The sequence below is a fragment of the Pantoea sp. SGAir0183 genome (assembly GCF_043545505.1).
Genome location: NZ_CP028053.1, coordinates 1,427,177 through 1,444,681, shown reverse-complemented (window position 1 = coordinate 1,444,681; position 17,505 = coordinate 1,427,177). Strand labels below are relative to the sequence as shown.

Annotated in this window: 2 protein-coding genes; both read right to left on the bottom strand. The window is 59.6% G+C overall.

Annotated features, from left to right (window positions below; translation table 11 throughout):
- Positions 1-7 precede the first annotated feature (7 nt).
- Entirely contained in the window at positions 8-1,363 is a 1,356-nt protein-coding gene (locus tag C1N59_RS06830) for a TolC family outer membrane protein (RefSeq protein ID WP_039338185.1), read from the bottom strand.
- Positions 1,364-1,865: 502 nt separating this feature from the next.
- On the bottom strand, positions 1,866-16,895 hold the full coding sequence (locus C1N59_RS06825) for an Ig-like domain-containing protein (protein WP_394550452.1): 15,030 nt from the start codon (positions 16,893-16,895) through the stop codon (positions 1,866-1,868).
- Positions 16,896-17,505 lie beyond the last annotated feature (610 nt).

Below are 17,505 nucleotides of genomic sequence, written 5' to 3'. Positions count from 1 at the left end.
AGACTGGCTATTGCAGCGAAGGAAGAAGATCGCCACTGTTTTTCTGGCGGTCGATGCCCATGATATCGAGCAGGTTGTCAACGGCGGCCGCATAGCGGACGGTGGCATCCCAGCCGTCGTAGAGGGCGATGATGCGGGAACTGTCGGCCTGAAAGACATCCTGCTCAACGCTGAGCAGATCGTTCAGGCTACGTTTGCTGAGCCGGTATTCGTCGGCGTAAACATTGCGCGTGTGCTCCGCGCTGGCCAGTTGCACTTCCCCCGCCTGCTGGCGTTGCTGGGCGCCAATCATATCGGCGTAAGCCGTGGAGGCGCTTTGATTAATGGCCAGTTTGGCTTGCTGCACCGCCGCCTGTGCGGCCAGACGCTCACCCTCGGCGGCCTGCGTTTTGGCATTGACCAGCCCGCCCTGATAGAGCGGCGCCTCAACCTGGAGCTGCACTTCGTCGTCCCAGTATGAGCGTTGATCGTTTTCATAACGCGTCCGGCCCGCCTGCACTTTGATACTGGGCCAGTGGCCAGACTGGGCCTGCCTTACCCGCTCACGCGCGGCTTCCTGCTTAGACTGCGCGCTGCGCACCGAGGCGCTGTTTTCATAGGCAATACGATCAAGAGTGACCTGCTGCCTGAGCAGCGCCTGAGGAAGTTCAGGCAGCGTCGCCGGTACCACGCCGGTCAAGACCGTAAGCTGGGCTTTGGCCGAGCGAAGCTGTGCCAGATACTGTTCACGAGTCGCCTGCATCGCAGCAATGCGGGTTTCCGCCTGCAATACATCGGACTGAGAATTGAGACCGGCATCCGCCCGCATTTTGGCAATTTCGCGAACATGCTCAAGCGACGCGATGTTTGTCTGGGCCGTTATGGCAAGTGACTGATAGCGTTTGACCTCAAGATAGGCCTGTAACGTATCTTTCGCGGCCTGCGTCATGGCATCGAACAGGCCAAAGCGATATGCCTCTGAAAGGGCATGCTGTTCATCAATGGCACCGTTGGTGCGGCCAAAATCGTACAGGAGCTGACTGAGCATAATGCCGCCAGAGCCGTTGTTGTTCAGACTGCCGGAGGAATCCGTCTGATGTGAGCGCCCCGCTGCGCCCTGAAGCGATATCTGGGGATACCAGGCGCTCTGGGCCGCACTGAGATCCCCTTCCCCTACGTAAATCTGAGCGGCCGCTTCCGAAATCTTCGGATTGCGGGCAAACGCGCGCAGAATCGCCTCACGCAGGGTTAAGGTTGCCACCTGTTCTTCACTGGGCGCGGCACGCCAGTTAAATTCGGCTTCGGGTAAAGGCGCAGCCAGGGCTGCAGGGAGTACCATGCCATTTAAGGCACAACAGATCAGGACCAGACGCGCGTTCTTCATTCTTCATACCAACAGGGCTGTTTATCATCGTTAGAGGATTACCTGGTGATTTGGGGCGTAAAAAACAGCAATGCGACAGCAGAACACGCACTTTATTGTTAATTTAATTTATGTTTTTGAAAGCCTACCGCTAAGCGCGCGTTAATATTAATAGTATAAATCGGCGAGAGGTTCATGATAAAAATCGCCAGTTATCAAATATCTCGTCTGAAAGCTGTTTTTTTAGCCAAATTCAATCCCAAAAATTCATTAGCATAAGTAAACAACCTGCCAGTTAATAAAGTTAAGGAATTACTCTATCCGTTGAAGGACGAGGCGTCAGGACAGGGCGTGACGTTATATACCGCTTTATCCCGTGCCAGTCCTCCGCCTGGGGGAAGGATGACCGACATGCACTATCGAATGCGGCGCATTAACTGCGGTACGGTCAGTTAAAACGGATTAAAAAAGCGGGTGCTTGCGCACCCGCTGTGTTCTGCGTGTAACCATCAAACTGCACCGTTTAGACGATGGCGACCTGCAGGTTATGCTGGACCAGCACATCACCCAGCGTGTTGTCATTGGCAAGCGCCGAATTATGGTAGACCTCATAGGCCTGGCCATTCAGCATACGCTCACCACTGATTTCCCAAACGCCACCATCGCTATTGACCAGCGTGACCTGACTGCCGTCTGCGCCTTTAATCATCAAATCATCGCTCTGGTTGTCTGTAAGCGTAAGCGCCTCATTCAGATCAAGTTTGACCGAATTGGTGCCACTTTTACCCAGATCGAGAATTTCAATGTTTTCGACTTTCAGGCCAAGCGCAGTCAGATCCAGCGTGATGTGATCACCGCCCAGCACCAGGGTATCGGTACCGGCACCGCCATCAATATGGCTGAAATTCAGATCGTTGACGGTCACGGTATCGGCACCACTGCTGCCGCTTACCGTCGCCCCTTCAATCTGTCTGCCATCTTCCAGCGTAATCACCACCCCACCAATACTGTAAGCCTCCTCCGTTATGGGGGTTTCAGGCACGACAACGGCTTGCTCCGCGACATTCACCGACTCGGTACTGCTGGTCGGCACCACCGTATCGGCTTCCGTGGTCAGTGTAGAGACGGCATGGAGCGCCGGTGCTGTTTCCTCGCCAGACTGACTGTGATGCTGCGTTTCCAGACTGGCCGCCGTAACACTTTCGTCCGACACCGCGAAGGTGGCAAACGACTCCGCCGACAGCGTGGTCGTGGCAGGCAACAATGACCCCAGCAACAGCGTGTTTGTGGTGGTAAAGCTGTTACCGGCCACATCCGTAATGGTCACTTTCGCCAGCGTATTCACTGACAGCAAGAGTCCCCCTACAGAAAGCAGTGACGAGGCAAAATTAGCCGAGTAACGTCCCAGAGCATCGGTAGTCGTATTGATGGTTGGCCCGTTACTGCCGTTCGCCAGCAGCAGCGTCACGCTGACTCTGGAACCTTGGGCTGCGTTCAGCGATCCGCCCTGCACCGTCAAACCCGTCAACAGTGCGGTCACGACGCTGAGCACCGGATCCACCCCGACGACAGGCTGGTTGTGCGACAACGCGGTAAAGGCACTGGTCGTCGTGGTGCTGTTACCGCCGATATCCGTGACAGTGACCGCGACCGAATGGCTGCCGTCCGATATGCCTTTCAGTGTGGCTGACGGTACGCTAACGCTCCAGGTGCCGTTTGCGCCTACAGTGGTGGTCAGAATATTACCTGCCACGTTAACGGTCACGCTCCCGCCGACAGCATTACTGCTGGTGCCGCTGATGGTTTCAGCAATATTGGATTCAGAGATGTTCAGATAACCATCACCGCCAAAGTAGCTGTTCACCCCAACGGTCGGCGTACTGCGGCTGGCGACGCCCAGCGAAGCAGACGCGCTGCCGCTGTTGCCGATACCATTGGTGACGCTGGCGGTAACGGTATAGAGTCCGTCCGCAATCGCCGCCAGGTTTGTTGCGGAGATCGGCAGGCTCCAGGTCCCGTTACTGTTTACCGACGTAGTAAAGGTCTGGGTACCGATGGTGACCTGCACCAGCGATCCTTCCGCGTTAGTGGCCGTCCCGCTAATCGTCTGCGTGGTTTTCACATCTGCGACGCTCAACGCGTTGTCACCAAACAGGGAGGTAATGGTTAACGCCGGCGTACTGTTACTGATGACGCTCAGGTTGCCCGAACCGGACACGGTATTACCGTTAAGGTCGGTCCCTGTCACGGCAACAGTTTTCGCACCATCGCTGATGCTCAGCAGATCGGCCTTCGGTACGCTGATCGTCCACCCACCGCCGCTCACCACTTTGGTGGAGTAGGTCACGCCGTTTAACGTGGCGCTGACGGTTGCGCCCGCTGACAGTGACGACGACCCACTGATGGTCTGGTTAGTTGAAAGGTCTGCGGCGCTCAGGACACCGTCGCCAAACACCGTATTGACCGTCAGAGTTGGCTGCGTCACGGCCAGCTGCACGCCTGCGCTGGTGGAGGTGGTGTTACCGACCGCATCCGTTACCGATGCACTGACCGTAAAGTTGCCGCCAAGCAATGTCGAAAGAACCGCCGGGCTTAACGAAGCAGAGAACGTGCCATCCGCATTCACCACCGCCGTCGCCGTGGTGTTGCCAATCGCCAGGCGCACGGTGCTGCCCGCCGCCACGCCGGTTGCGGTCCCCGTAATGGTCTGCGTCACGAGCGACTCGGCAATATTAAGCACACCGTCGCCAAAGAGCGGGTTCAGCGTCACTTTCGGCAAATTGTTAATGCCTACGGTCGCCGTGGCCGAGCTGCTGCTGGTATTGCCTGCGGCATCGGTGACGCTGACGCTTACAGTGAGCGTGCCGTCGGACAAGCCTTTCAGCAAAGTCGGCGTTAAGCCGAGGCTGAAGTTGCCGCTGGCATCGGTGACGGTCACGAGCTGCTGGCCCGCAATCGTCACAACCACGCGAGATCCAGCTTCCGCCCCGGTTACCGCGCCGCTAATCGTCTGCCCCGCCAGGGCATCAGCTACGTTCAGCAACGTATCCCCAAACAGCGGATTGAGGGTAATGGTTGGTACCACGGTATCGACGCGAATGCCCGCGCTGGTCGAGGCCGTATTCCCGGCAGCATCGGTAACCGTTGCCCCGATGGTGAGGTTGCCCTGCGCCAGCGTGCCGAGGATATCTGGCGTCACCGTTGCGGAGAAGGTGCCGTTCGCTCCCACCACTGCGTTAATCTGCGAGGCGCCTACCGTAAGCGTGACTGTCGAACCTGCTGCGACGTTGTTGACCACGCCGCTGAGCGTCTGGCTGGTCGCAATGTCGGCCAGGTTAAGCACACCATCACCGAACAGTGAGGTCAGACTGATAGTCGGCGTCTGGGTGAAAATGCCAATGGTGGTACTGTTGCTGGCCACGTTGCCGACAGCATCAACCACGCTGACGCCCAGTGTCTGGTTACCCGCCGTCAGCGCCGTCAGGTCGGCAGCAGGCAGCGTCAGACTCCAGCTTCCATTGGCGCCCACTGCGGTGGTGTAGGTGCGGGTGCCTAACGTCACCGTCACCTGCGATCCCGCCGCCGCATTTTCGATCGTACCGCCAATCTGTTGGTTGACGGCCGCTTCGGCAATATTCAGCAAGTTGTCGCCACCAAACAGGCCGGTCAGGGTTCCCACAACGGGTACGGCATCGACAATCGCCGTCACGGTTTCCCCCACGGTACGGACGTTGCCCGCAGCATCTGTCAGGGTGACGTCCAGCGCCAGCTGACCATCACTGATCAAACCCAGTACATTCGGTGGAACCACAATGGCCCATTTGCCATCCTGTCCGACCGCGCTGGTCAGCGTTGTGCCACCAATCGTGACCGCGACGGTCGCGCCCACGCCGGCCGATGTGGCCGTGCCGGTAATGGTCTGTGCAATCGTGGTATCGATCGCACTGAGTGTGCCGTCACCAAACACAGAGTCGACCACCAGATTTAACGCCGCGTTCACCACCTTGTTGACGGTGATCGTCGCATCGGTTTGGTTGCCTGCAACATCGCTGACACGAAGACCAAAGACCAGCGGACCATCGTTAAGGCTGGCCAGCACGTCAGGCGTTAAGTCAATGCTCCAGGCACCGTCAGCACCGATAACCGCCGTAGCGATCGGCGCACCATCACCCACGAACAGGGAAATGGTTTGGCCCTCTTCTGCGCCCGTTGTGCGACCGCTCAGGACCTGACTGGTTGTGATATCGGCTGCATTAATCAGGTTGTCGCCCAGGAAGGCGTCAGTCTGAATCAATGGTGCGGTCGTATCTACAGTCACGGTGCGGTCGACGGAAGTCACGTTGCCCGCAGCATCGCTGAGCTGGGCATTGATGACCGTTTGACCCTCGGCGAGTGCCTGCATATCACTGGCCGGTACACTGGTTGACCAGGTGCCGTCAGTCTGCACGACGGCGGTGTAGGTTTTGCCGTTGAGCGTCACCGTTACTGCGCGGCCCGCCTCACTGGTGTCCGAGGTACCGCTGATGGTCTGGCGTACCTGAGTTTCGCCGTCGTTAATGACATTGTCACCCGCAAAGTCATTGATAGTGAGTGACGGCGGTGTCAGATCCAACTGCACGGTGCCAGTGGCCGTGACGGTTTCCGAACCATTGGTCGCGTTGACCGTAATGGTGACCGGCCCGTCGGTGGTGCCGAAATCGGCGACGGACAGCGCTTCTGTCGTCCAGTTGCCGTTCGCATCCAGCGTGGTGGCGTAAGGGGTCCCGTTGATGACAATGCTGACCTCGCCGGTAGCACCCAGGTTTTGCGATGTTCCGCTCAGCACGACACCATTTGCCTGATCGACCGTACTGATGATGTTGTCACCCGATACGGTGCCCAGCGTGACCAGCGGTCCCGGCGGTGGCGTCAGATCAACCGGAACCGACAGTTCCTGCGTCGCCGGGTTACCGGCCTGATCGCTGACGGTCAGCGTCAGTGTGGTAGTCGGCTGCGTAAAGTCACGCATTTGTTCAGGCGTCAGTGTGAGGCTCCAGCTTCCGTCTGCCCCAACGATGCCCGTGCCCAGCACCGTGCCCGCAAGGGAAACGGTCAACGAAGCCCCGATTTCAGCCCCTGTTACTACGCCACTCAGCACCTGCGGCTGAACACTTTCGGCGTAATCCAGTCCGTCATCTCCTGCAAAGGCCACCGTGGTGATCACAGGTGCGGTAGTATCAATGGTCAGCGTCTCTGTAAGGGTGGCACTGTTGCCAGCCGCATCCGTCGCGACCACAGAAAGACTGTAATTTCCGTCGGTATAACCTTGCAGATCGGCTGTGCTCAGGGCTAATGTCCAGCTGCCATCTGCCTGTACCACCGCATCGAAGCTTGTCCCTCCTAAGGTGACCACAACCGTCTGCCCTTCACCGGGTTCCCCTGTGCTACCGGTCAGGGTGACGCCATTCGCGACATCCGCTGAATTAATAAAACCGTCGCGGGCGAGCGGGGCCACGGTTGGCACCGGTGTCGTCAGATCGGCCGTGAAGTTAAACTGGGCAGTACCCGGGTTGCCAGTAGCATCAACGACGTTAACGGTGACGGTATACTGACCGCTCCCCAACGAATTTAACGCATTAGGCGGAATCGTCACGCTCCAGTTGCCATCGTTATCGACCGTGCCGGGATAGCTGATGCCGTCCAGATTCACGATAATGCTGACGGCCTGATTTGCGCCGCTGCTGCCCGTCGTCCCCGTCAGCGTGACGCCAGCGGCGGCCTCACTGATGCTCAGCACATTGTCGCCACCAAACTGCGTGGCCGCAAAAGTCGGCACGGGCGCCGTCACCGCGGTCACCACGTTTAATGTGGTGTTGTCGGTGTTCCCCGCACTATCGGCTGCACTCACCGTAATGACATGGCTGCCGTTAGGAATTTGCGCCATCTGATCCGGGGTCAGCGTGAGCGACCAGCTTCCGTCATTCTGCACGACCGCATTCAGCGGTTCGTCATTGTTGAAGCCGCTGATCACCACCGTGACGGTTTGCCCCGCGCCACTGATGCCGGTGGTACCGGTCAGGGTCTGGTCCTGTGTCGCCTCAGTGGCATTCAGCGCACCATCGCCAAACGGCAGATTGAGACTCACATTCGGCAGCGTTTGCACAGCGACAATGATGTTGTCAACGGTGCTGGCCGTATTGCCATTCACGTCGGTGACGGTGATCGTCACCGGCCAGGTCCCATCCGGCAGCGTTTGCAGGACGCTCGCGGGCAGATCCAGTGACCAGGTGCCGTCGCCGTTAATGGCAGCCGCATAGAGCGTCCCGTTGACCGTAACGGTCACGGCGGCGGCGTTATCATTATTCAGATCGCCACTCAGGCTACCGCCAGCCTGCGCCTCGGCCGCGTTAATGCGTCCATCGCCAAACGGCGTATCAAGCGTAGGCGCGGCAATCGGTGCGGTTGCCGTCGTGAAATCCTGTGTGGTCGTCACCGAGGTATTGCCTGCCCGATCGGTCGTCACGATACTCAGGGTATGGCTGCCATCGGCCAGCCCCGCCATGACTTCCGGCGTCAGGCTGGCTGTCCAGTTACCCTGGGCGTCAACGGATACCGTCAGCGGTGTGCCGTCCACAGTCACGTTCACGGTTTGCCCGTCGCTCAGTGGTGTGGTGCCGTTAATCAGCTGTACTGACGCAGCTTCACTGGCATTGATGACGTTGTCGCCAAACAGCGTTTCCGCAACCGTTGGCGTCGCTGGTGGCGTCAGTAAGATCTCAACGCCGACGGATGCTTCTGCCGGATTGCCCGCCACATCACTGGCCGTCACCTGCACCTGTGTCACGCCATCGGGTAAACCGCTGAGCGCGTCCGGTGCCAGATTGAGCGTCCAGATACCGTTGGCAGCGACCGTCGTGGTAAAGGCTTGATCCCCAATTGTGACGGTGATTTCGCTGCCTTCGGCCAGATTGGTGGCTGTGCCCGTCAGCGTCAACGCACCCGCAGCCTCTGCCTGACTCAGCAGGCCATCGCCAAACGGGACGTCCAGCGTCAGGACAGGTACGTTTCTGATCGCCACATCCAGCGTCGTACTGCTGTCGGTCGCGACGTTACCGCTGGTGTCCGTTGCCGTCACGATGACAGTCTGAACACCATCAGTCAGCGCTTGCAGATCCGCTGCCGGGATGACCAGCGTCCAGGCACCGTTTCCGTCGGCCAGGGCGGTGTAACTGATTTGATTTAGCGTCACGCTAATCTGTGCGCCAGGCGCACTGTTACCGGTGACCGTCAGATCCTGGAGCGATTCGGCCTGATTCAGCGACGTGCCTGCGCTCAGGGTAATATCGACCAGCGGTGGCAGGGTCGTTTCGATGGCGACATTATGGCTGGCCTCCGCAGGATTGCCCGCAGCATCATTCGCCGTCACCACAAAGGCTTGTTCTGTCCCGGACGGCAGATCAGCAAGGGCATCGGCGGGCACGGTTACGCGCCAGTTGCCGTTGGCATCAATGGTGGTCGGGTACGCAATACCGTTAACGGTCAGCGTAACAGGCGTCCCTTCTGCCAGTAGCCTGCTGCTGCCCGTCACCTCCAGCGCCGTTCCGGCTTCGGTTGCGTTGATGATGTCGTCCGCTGCCACTACATCTACGCTAAGCGTTGGCTGCGCCGCCTCGCTGGCGATGACAGTGAGGCTGGCAGTGCTGCTGGCAGGATTGCCCGCCGTATCGCTCGCCACCACCACCACAGACAACGCACCATCTGGCAGCGCGCCAGCATCACCCGCAGGAACGGTCACGTTCCAGCTGCCGTCTGCCTGTACGGCACCGGTGTAGCTCTGACCGTTCAGGATGACAGTCACAACCTGCCCCGCCGTCAGGTTCGTGCTGCCACCGCTGATGGTGAAATCGGCAGCGGCTTCTGCCCGGTTCAGCAAGTTATCGCCGCTGACGGTATCGACTGTCAGCACGGGCAATGACGCGCTGTCGGCGACGCGGGTCAGATTTTGCGTCAGCGTGGTCTGGTTACCCGCCGCATCTGTCAGGGTAATATCCAACGCATACGTGCCATCCGGTAAGCCCTGCATGACGCTGGCAGGAATATTGACCTGCCAGCTTCCATCCTGAAGCACCAGCGTCTGATAAGTCTGGCCTTGTAAGGTCACGGTAACCGTTTGCCCTTCATCAGCCAGCGATGCCGTGCCGGAAACCGGAATGGTCTGCAGCACCTCCACTGCATTGATTTGATTATCTCCGGTAACCGGCGTCAGAGTCAGTTCAGGCGGTGTGAAATCCACGGTGATGTTACTGTCCAGGCTGCCCGTGTTACCCGCCGCGTCAGTCACATTGACGACAATGGGATTGACGCCTTCTGTCAGTGCCTGAAGGACATCACTACCCAGAGTCAGAGACCAGTTACCCTGTGCATCCACTGTCGCGCTGTAATCATTTCCCCCCACGGTCACCGTGACGGTCTGACCTGCGCCAGAAGCGCCGGTGGTGCCGCTGAGTGTCTGGTCAGTCGTGGACTCGATCTGGTTCAGATAGCCGTCTGTGAAAGGTGTAACGATACTGATCGGCAGACTGTTCGTTGATACGGTAATCTCGCGGGTTTCTGTCACGCTGTTTCCGGCCAGATCGCTGACGGTCACGGCCAGTGCATAGCTGCCTGCGGGAATACCTTCCAGTGCGCCAGCGGGCAATGTAAAGCTCCAGTTGCCTTCGGCGTCAACTGCCGTGGTCCATACCTGATTGTTTAAGGCGATCGTTACCACCTGACCTTCCCCGGCATCACTGCTGCCGCTGAGCACAATCGGTCCGGTGCTCTCGGTCGGGTCGACAACATCATCACCTGTCACCGGATCCAGCGTCAGGCCTGGCGGGGTGAGATCCACCTCGACAGTGCCCGCAACGGAACGGCTGTTACTGGCCGCATCCGTGACCGTCACCGTATAGCCGGTGCTGCCCTCAGTCAGAGCGGTAAGCGCATCAGCAGGCAGCGTAACGCGCCAGTTGCCGTTTGCGTCCACGGTTCCGCTGTAAATATTACCGTTAAAGGTGACGTTAACGGTTTGCCCAACGCCACTCACGCCAGTTGTGCCGTTCAGCGCCTGCGCACTGGTGACATCGTCTGCATTAATCACGCCGCCATCAAAAGCATTAATAACGACAGGGTTGGGTACATTGTTAATGGCCACGTTCAGCGTGCCTGAGCTGCTGAGTACGGCCCCCGTGGTATCCGTAGCCGATACGGTCAACGTGGTCAGCCCATCCGTCAGGCTTGCCAGATCGGCAGGTGGGATCACAATGTTCCAGGTTCCGGTGGCTGAAACCGTGCCGGTATACGTGACACCATTGAACACCAGCGTAACCGTGCTGTCGGGCGCGACATTGACCGTGGTTCCGCTAACAATCAGCGGGTCGGTTGCCTCACCGGCATTCAGATAGTTATCGTCGCTCAGGGGGGCCAGCGCGATGCCTGAGGCATTGCTGTTGAGCGTCAGATCCAGACTGCCAGTGGCGGTATTGCCTGCGGCATCACTGACGGCCACGGTGTAACTGGCGCTGCCGTCAGCCAGCGAAGCGAGGATCTCTGCCGGAACAGTCAGTTGCCAGGTGCCATCCCCCAATACTGTGCCGCTGAAAACATCGCTGCCTACAGTGAGGGTGACGGTCTGACCCTGCTCGACATTCGTGGTGGTGCCGGACAGCACCTGACTGACCTGACGCTCTGCGCCATCGACGACATTATCGCCTGCGAAGGAATTCAGGGTTAACGTTGGCAGCGAAGCCGCATCCGCTTTTACCGTCAGGTTACTGGTATTGGTAGAGACGTTACCGGCACTGTCTGTCGCCGTCACCGTTAAGGTATAGCTACCGTCAGACAATCCACTCAACGCAGCATCCGGTACGTTCAGCGTCCAGGTGCCATCTGTATTAGCCGTTGTTGTGACGGTTGTACCATTAAACGAGGCAACGATGGTCGCACCGTTTTCACTGGTGCCGGTCAGCACAAGAGGCTGCTGAATTTCCGTGGCGTTGAGTACGCCATCGCCAGAAGGCGTGGCAACCTGCAGCACCGGCGGCACGGTATCCACCGTGACGGAGCCAGAGGCCGTACTGGTGTTGCCGGCAATATCGGTGAGCGTGACGGTATAAGGTACCGTTCCCTGATCCAGCGCAGCGAGGATGCCTGACGGAATGCTCACCTGCCAGTTACCTGCACCATCTACCGTGCCGTTATAGTCAACCCCATTGAAGTTGACGACAACGCCTTGCCCGGCACCGGTCACACCGCTGTTGCCCGTAATCGTGCCGTTGGCCGTGGCTTCAGCGCCATTCAGCACGCCATCACCAAAGGCGACGCCAGCCGTTGCGATCGGCAGATCGGTAGCAAAGACGTTAATATTCGTTGTATTGGTGGCAAGCGTGTTACCACCGGCATCGGTGATAGTGGTAATGACCGGCAGAGCACCGTTTGGCAGTTCAGCCAGTGAACCGGCAGGCAGCGTCACCGTCCAGTTGCCCTGCGCATCGACCGTGCCGGTATAGCTGGTGCCATTAACACTAACGGTTACCTGACTGCCCGCAGGAATGTTGATTGTGGTGCCACTCAACACGACATCGCTGGCCACATCCTCAACATTGAGGTAGTTATTTGTCCCTACAGGCGACAGCGCAACGCTGCTGCCCGTATTGTCCACCGTAAAGGCCAGCTCGGCACTGCTGGTGTTCCCGACGGCGTTTACGACCTCAACGGTCAGCGTCTGCGCACCATTCGGCAAGCCGGACAATGCGGTGGACGGCAGCGTGATTTGCCAGTTACCGTTGGGCTCTACTGTCCCCGTGTAGGTCACGCCATTCAGGGTAACGCTAACCTGTTGTCCCGCCTCAACATTGGTTGTGGTGCCGGTAAGGGTTTGTGGCTGCTGCTGTTCGGCACCATCCAGAATGCCATCGCCAGCAAAACTACCCGAATTAACCGTAATCGTAGGCTGGACTTCTGGTGCCGTCGCGACATTCAGATCGCTGGTGAACGTCGTCTGGCTGCCATTGGCATTCGTCACCGTGACCGTAAACGGATTGCTGCCTGACGGTAATGCAGCGAGATCAGACTGGTCAACTCTCAAAGACCAGCGGCCATTAGAGGCCACCAGCGTCCGGTAAAATCTGCCGTTGAGCGAGAGTGTGACCTGATCGCCATTCTGGCCGGTACCATTCAGGATCAGTGGCTGTGTCAGATCGCTGACGCTTAGCGTGTTATCGCCGCCCACGGGATCAACGCCCAGCACAGGTGACTGAGTATCCACCGTGAGGTTATTTGTCTGGGTAACCACGTTGCCAGCCTGATCAACCACACTGACAACCAATGGGTTATTCCCCTGCGGTAAGGCAGACAGATCGGTGGCAGGAATCGTCGTACTCCAGCTGCCGTCCGTATTAACCGGAACGTTGTAGGTGTTGCCGCCGAGTTGAATCTGTACCTGTTGTCCGTCACCGGTAATGCCGGTATTCCCGCTCAGTACCTGATCACTGGCGGCGTCCAGATTATTAAGGACACCATCGCTGATCGCGCCGCTGTCGAGGTTAACAGCAGGCAATGTTGTGGCCTGCAGGATCACGTCAGCTGTGCCGGTCACAAGGTTACCGTTAGCATCCACGGTGCTGACGGTAATCGATTTCAGCCCGTCTGCTACGCCGTCAAAAGCGGCTGCAGGCATCGTGACCGACCATAATCCGTCGCCATCTACGGTACCGTTGTAATTGACACCGTTAAAGTTAACCGCAATCTGCTGACCCGGTGTCCCACCAAGGAACGCACCCTTAACGATAACGCCCTGGCTGGCTTCCAGCGCATTAATAAAACCATCTCCGCCCAGCGGTTGGGTAATCGTCAGCGATCCCGGCGTCCCCGCTGCGGGTTCAACGATAATGTCCTGGTTGCCCGTCGCGATGTCTCCGGCATTGTTAGCCACGCTGACGGCAATTGTCGTCGTGCCCGCCGCTAATGCGCCCAGCGCTGACGACGGCACCGTCACGCTCCAGCCGCCGTCCTGGCCCACCGTGGTAGTATAGGTCTGCCCGCCCAGGGTCACGGTCACGGTCTGGCCCGGCTCCACATTGACGGTGGTGCCGGACAGAATCTGATCCGTTGCTTTTTCTGCATTATCCAGCACGTTGTCTCCGGCGAAAGGATCGACGGTCAACGTCGGATCGCCAGGCTGTGTTGCCGGTGCCTCCACAGTGATGGTTTCGGCAGTCGTGGCTGCGGTGCCCGCCGCGTTGCTCACCGTCGCCTCGATGGTCGCCGTGCCCGCCGCCAGCGCCTGCAGCGCCGCCGCCGGCACCGTCACGCTCCAGCCGCCGTCCTGACCCACCGTGGCGGTGTAGGTCTGCCCGCCCAGCGTCACGGTCACGGTCTGGCCCGGCTCCACGTTGCTGGTAACGCCTGAAATGAGCTGATCCGACGTTTTTTCGTCGTTATCCAGTACGTTGTCCCCGGCAAACGGCGCAAGGGTCACCGTCGGATCGCCCGGCGAGGTCACCGGCGCTTCCACGGTGATGGCCTGGGTCTGGGTGGCTGCGGTGCCCGCCGCGTTGCTCACCGTCGCCTCAATGGTTGCCGTGCCCGCCGCCAGCGCCTGCAGCGCCGCCGCCGTCACTGTCACGCTCCAGCCGCCGTCCTGACCCACCGTGGCGGTGTAGGTCTGCCCGCCCAGTGTCACGGCCACGGTCTGGCCCGGCTCCACGTTGCTGGTAACGCCTGAAATGAGCTGATCCGACGTTTTTTCGTCGTTATCCAGTACGTTGTCCCCGGCAAAGGGCGCAAGAGCCACCGTCGGATCGCCGGGCTGTGTTGCCGGTGCCTCCACGGTGATGGTTTCGGCAGTCGTGGCCGCGGTGCCCGCCGCGTTGCTCACCGTCGCCTCAATGGTCGCCGTGCCCGCCGCCAGCGCCTGCAGCGCCGCCGCCGGCACCGTCACGCTCCAGCTGCCGTCCTGGCCCACCGTGGCGGTGTAGGTCTGCCCGCCCAGGGTCACGGTCACGGTCTGGCCCGGCTCGACGTTGGCGGTGATGCCCGAGACGGTCTGATCCGTGGCCTTCTCCGCGTTGTCCAGAATGTTGTCCCCGGCAAACGGCGCGAGGGTCACCGTCGGTTCGCCCGGCGAGGTCACCGGCGCTTCAACGGTGATGGCCTGGGTCTGGGTGGTCGCGGTGCCCGCCGCGTTGCTCACCGTCGCCTCAATGGTCGTTGTGCCTGCCGCCAGCGCCTGCAGCGCCGCCGCCGGCACCGTCACGCTCCAGCTGCCGTCCTGGCCCACCGTGGCGGTGTAGGTCTGTCCGCCCAGGGTCACGGTCACGGTCTGGCCCGGCTCGACGTTGGCGGTGATGCCCGAGACGGTCTGATCCGTGGCCTTCTCCGCGTTGTCCAGAATGTTGTCCCCGGCAAACGGCGCGAGGGTCACCGTCGGATCGCCGGGCTGTGTTGCCGGCGCCTCCACGGAGATGGCCTGGGTCTGGGTGGTCGCGGTGCCCGCCGCGTTGCTCACCGTCGCCTCGATGGTCACCGTGCCCGCCGCCAGCGCCTGCAGCGCCGCGGACGGCACCGTCACGCTCCAGCCGCCGTCCTGACCCACCGTGGCGGTGTAGGTCTGCCCGCCCAGCGTCACGGTCACGGTCTGGCCCGGCTCCACGTTGGCGGTGATGCCCGAGACGGTCTGATCCGTGGCCTTCTCCGCGTTGTCCAGAATGTTGTCCCCGGCAAAGGGCGCGAGGGTCACCGTCGGATCGCCCGGCGAGGTCACCGGCGCTTCCACGGTGATGGCCTGGGTCTGGGTGGCTGCGGTGCCCGCCGCGTTGCTCACCGTCGCCTCAATGGTCGTTGTGCCTGCCGCCAGCGCCTGCAGCGCCGCCGCCGGCACCGTCACGCTCCAGCTGCCGTCCTGGCCCACCGTGGCGGTGTAGGTCTGTCCGCCCAGCGTCACGGTCACGGTCTGGCCCGGCTCGACGTTGGCGGTGATGCCCGAAACGGTCTGATCCGTGGCCTTCTCCGCGTTGTCCAGAATGTTGTCCCCGGCAAAGGGCGCAAGGGTTACCGTCGGATCGCCCGGCGAGGTCACCGGCGCTTCCACGGTGATGGCCTGGGTCTGGGTGGCTGCGGTGCCCGCCGCGTTGCTCACCGTCGCCTCAATGGTCGTTGTGCCCGCCGCCAGCGCCTGCAGCGCCGCCGCCGGCACCGTCACGCTCCAGCTGCCGTCCTGGCCCACCGTGGCGGTGTAGGTCTGTCCGCCGAGCGTCACGGTCACGGTCTGGCCCGGCTCGACGTTGGCGGTGATGCCCGAGACGGTCTGATCCGTGGCCTTCTCCGCGTTGTCCAGAATGTTGTCCCCGGCAAAGGGCGCGAGGGTCACCGTCGGATCGCCCGGCGAGGTCACCGGCGCTTCCACGGTGATGGCCTGGGTCTGGGTGGCTGCGGTGCCCGCCGCGTTGCTCACCGTCGCCTCAATGGTCGCCGTGCCCGCCGCCAGCGCCTGCAGCGCCGCCGCCGGCACCGTCACGCTCCAGCTGCCGTCCTGGCCCACCGTGGCGGTGTAGGTCTGTCCGCCCAGGGTCACGGTCACGGTCTGGCCCGGCTCCACGTTGGCGGTGATGCCCGAGACGGTCTGATCCGTGGCCTTCTCCGCGTTGTCCAGAATGTTGTCCCCGGCAAAGGGCGCAAGGGTTACCGTCGGATCGCCCGGCGAGGTCACCGGCGCCTCCACGGTGATGGTTTCGGTAGTCGTGGCTGCGGTGCCCGCCGCGTTGCTCACCGTGACCGCGATGGTCGCCGTGCCCGCCGCCAGCGCCTGCAGCGCCGCCGCCGGCACCGTCACGCTCCAGCTGCCGTCTGTTCCTACCGTGGTGGTGTAGGTCTGTCCGCCCAGCGTCACGGTGACGGTCTGGCCTGCCTCCACATTGGTTGTGGTGCCCGAAAGCGTTTGATCTGACGCCTTCTCGGTGTTGTCCAGCACGTTATCCCCGGCGAAAGGGTTGACGGTGAGCGTTGGCGCACCGGGCGTTCCCGGTGCGGCCGGATTGTCACCACCACCACCTCCTCCTCCGCCCCGACTGGTACCCAGTGCAACGCCCGCCAGACCAAGCAGGCCCACACCGCTGGCGGTCATTAGTCCGGTAGAAATATTGCTGTTATCAGCCAGGAGAAGGGGATCGACACTGTCGAGAGATTCATAGGTGGGCGTCATGGTTGTGGCGGCGTAATCTGTTGCGTCAACCGCCGTGGGGAAAAGCGCATGCTCTGGGGGATTCACACCATCGTCAAACACCAGTTCACTGTGATCGCCGGCAGCATCATCCAGAAAGAAGTTTTTATAGCGAACCGTGCTGCCGTCACGCATCTGAACGATAAGGTCATCACCCTGCCGTTGAAATTGCGTCACCACTTCACGTGTGCCGTTAATACGGACAACGCTGGGTTCACTGAGGGTAATCGTTTGTGCTGAGACGCCATCGACCTGTGAAATGAGCGTACCATTTGCACGGGAAATGATATCCACCCGAGTTTGAGTGATTTCTGCCATCTTGACCTTACTCCACCAGAGAAGCTAATTAACTGAAATGAAAACCATAAAAATAATTTATGGGTAACCTTTCCACGTTTTACTTGCTGCGAATCTGAAAACGTTTCAACCTGGCGCGACAATAGGTAAAAAAATCAAGAACTATGGCAAAAAATCTAAGCGAAGCGTAATAATTGTTTAAATTTTAATTAATCCGAACTTACTTTTGGCAACATCATGAAAATAATATTCATCACAGTCAGGGCAAAAATCAATCGTAATATGCAGTTTTATTTATGATTTAACCAAGATAACATTAGCCAAATTTTGGTTTTGTCAGTAAAAAAGTGGCAAAAATGTGCCGCGCATCGCTTTCAGATGTTGCTAAATATTTCTAAAAAATGCGCAAAGTTACGGATTAACCTGTTTTTTTTAGGCCTTGACAGGCTGAAGGCATACTCAAATTTAACTAAGCAATACACGTAGCGAAAATGTGACCACGGTCATACAACGTCGCGGCAGGAGGGAAAGTAAGCCAGGAAAGTTCTGGAAAAATCATTGGCACCGCTAAAAGTCGGTACACTGGCGCTGCGCGAAAATCATCTACGTAAAATGATGAACTGTTAAGCCT

What these genes read in the sequence shown, in the direction of transcription:
- C1N59_RS06830 (WP_039338185.1), bottom strand. Translation starts at nt 1,363, where the DNA reads ATGAAGAACGCGCGTCTGGTCCTGATCTGTTGTGCCTTAAATGGCATG.
- C1N59_RS06825 (WP_394550452.1), bottom strand. Translation starts at nt 16,895, where the DNA reads ATGGCAGAAATCACTCAAACTCGGGTGGATATCATTTCCCGTGCAAAT.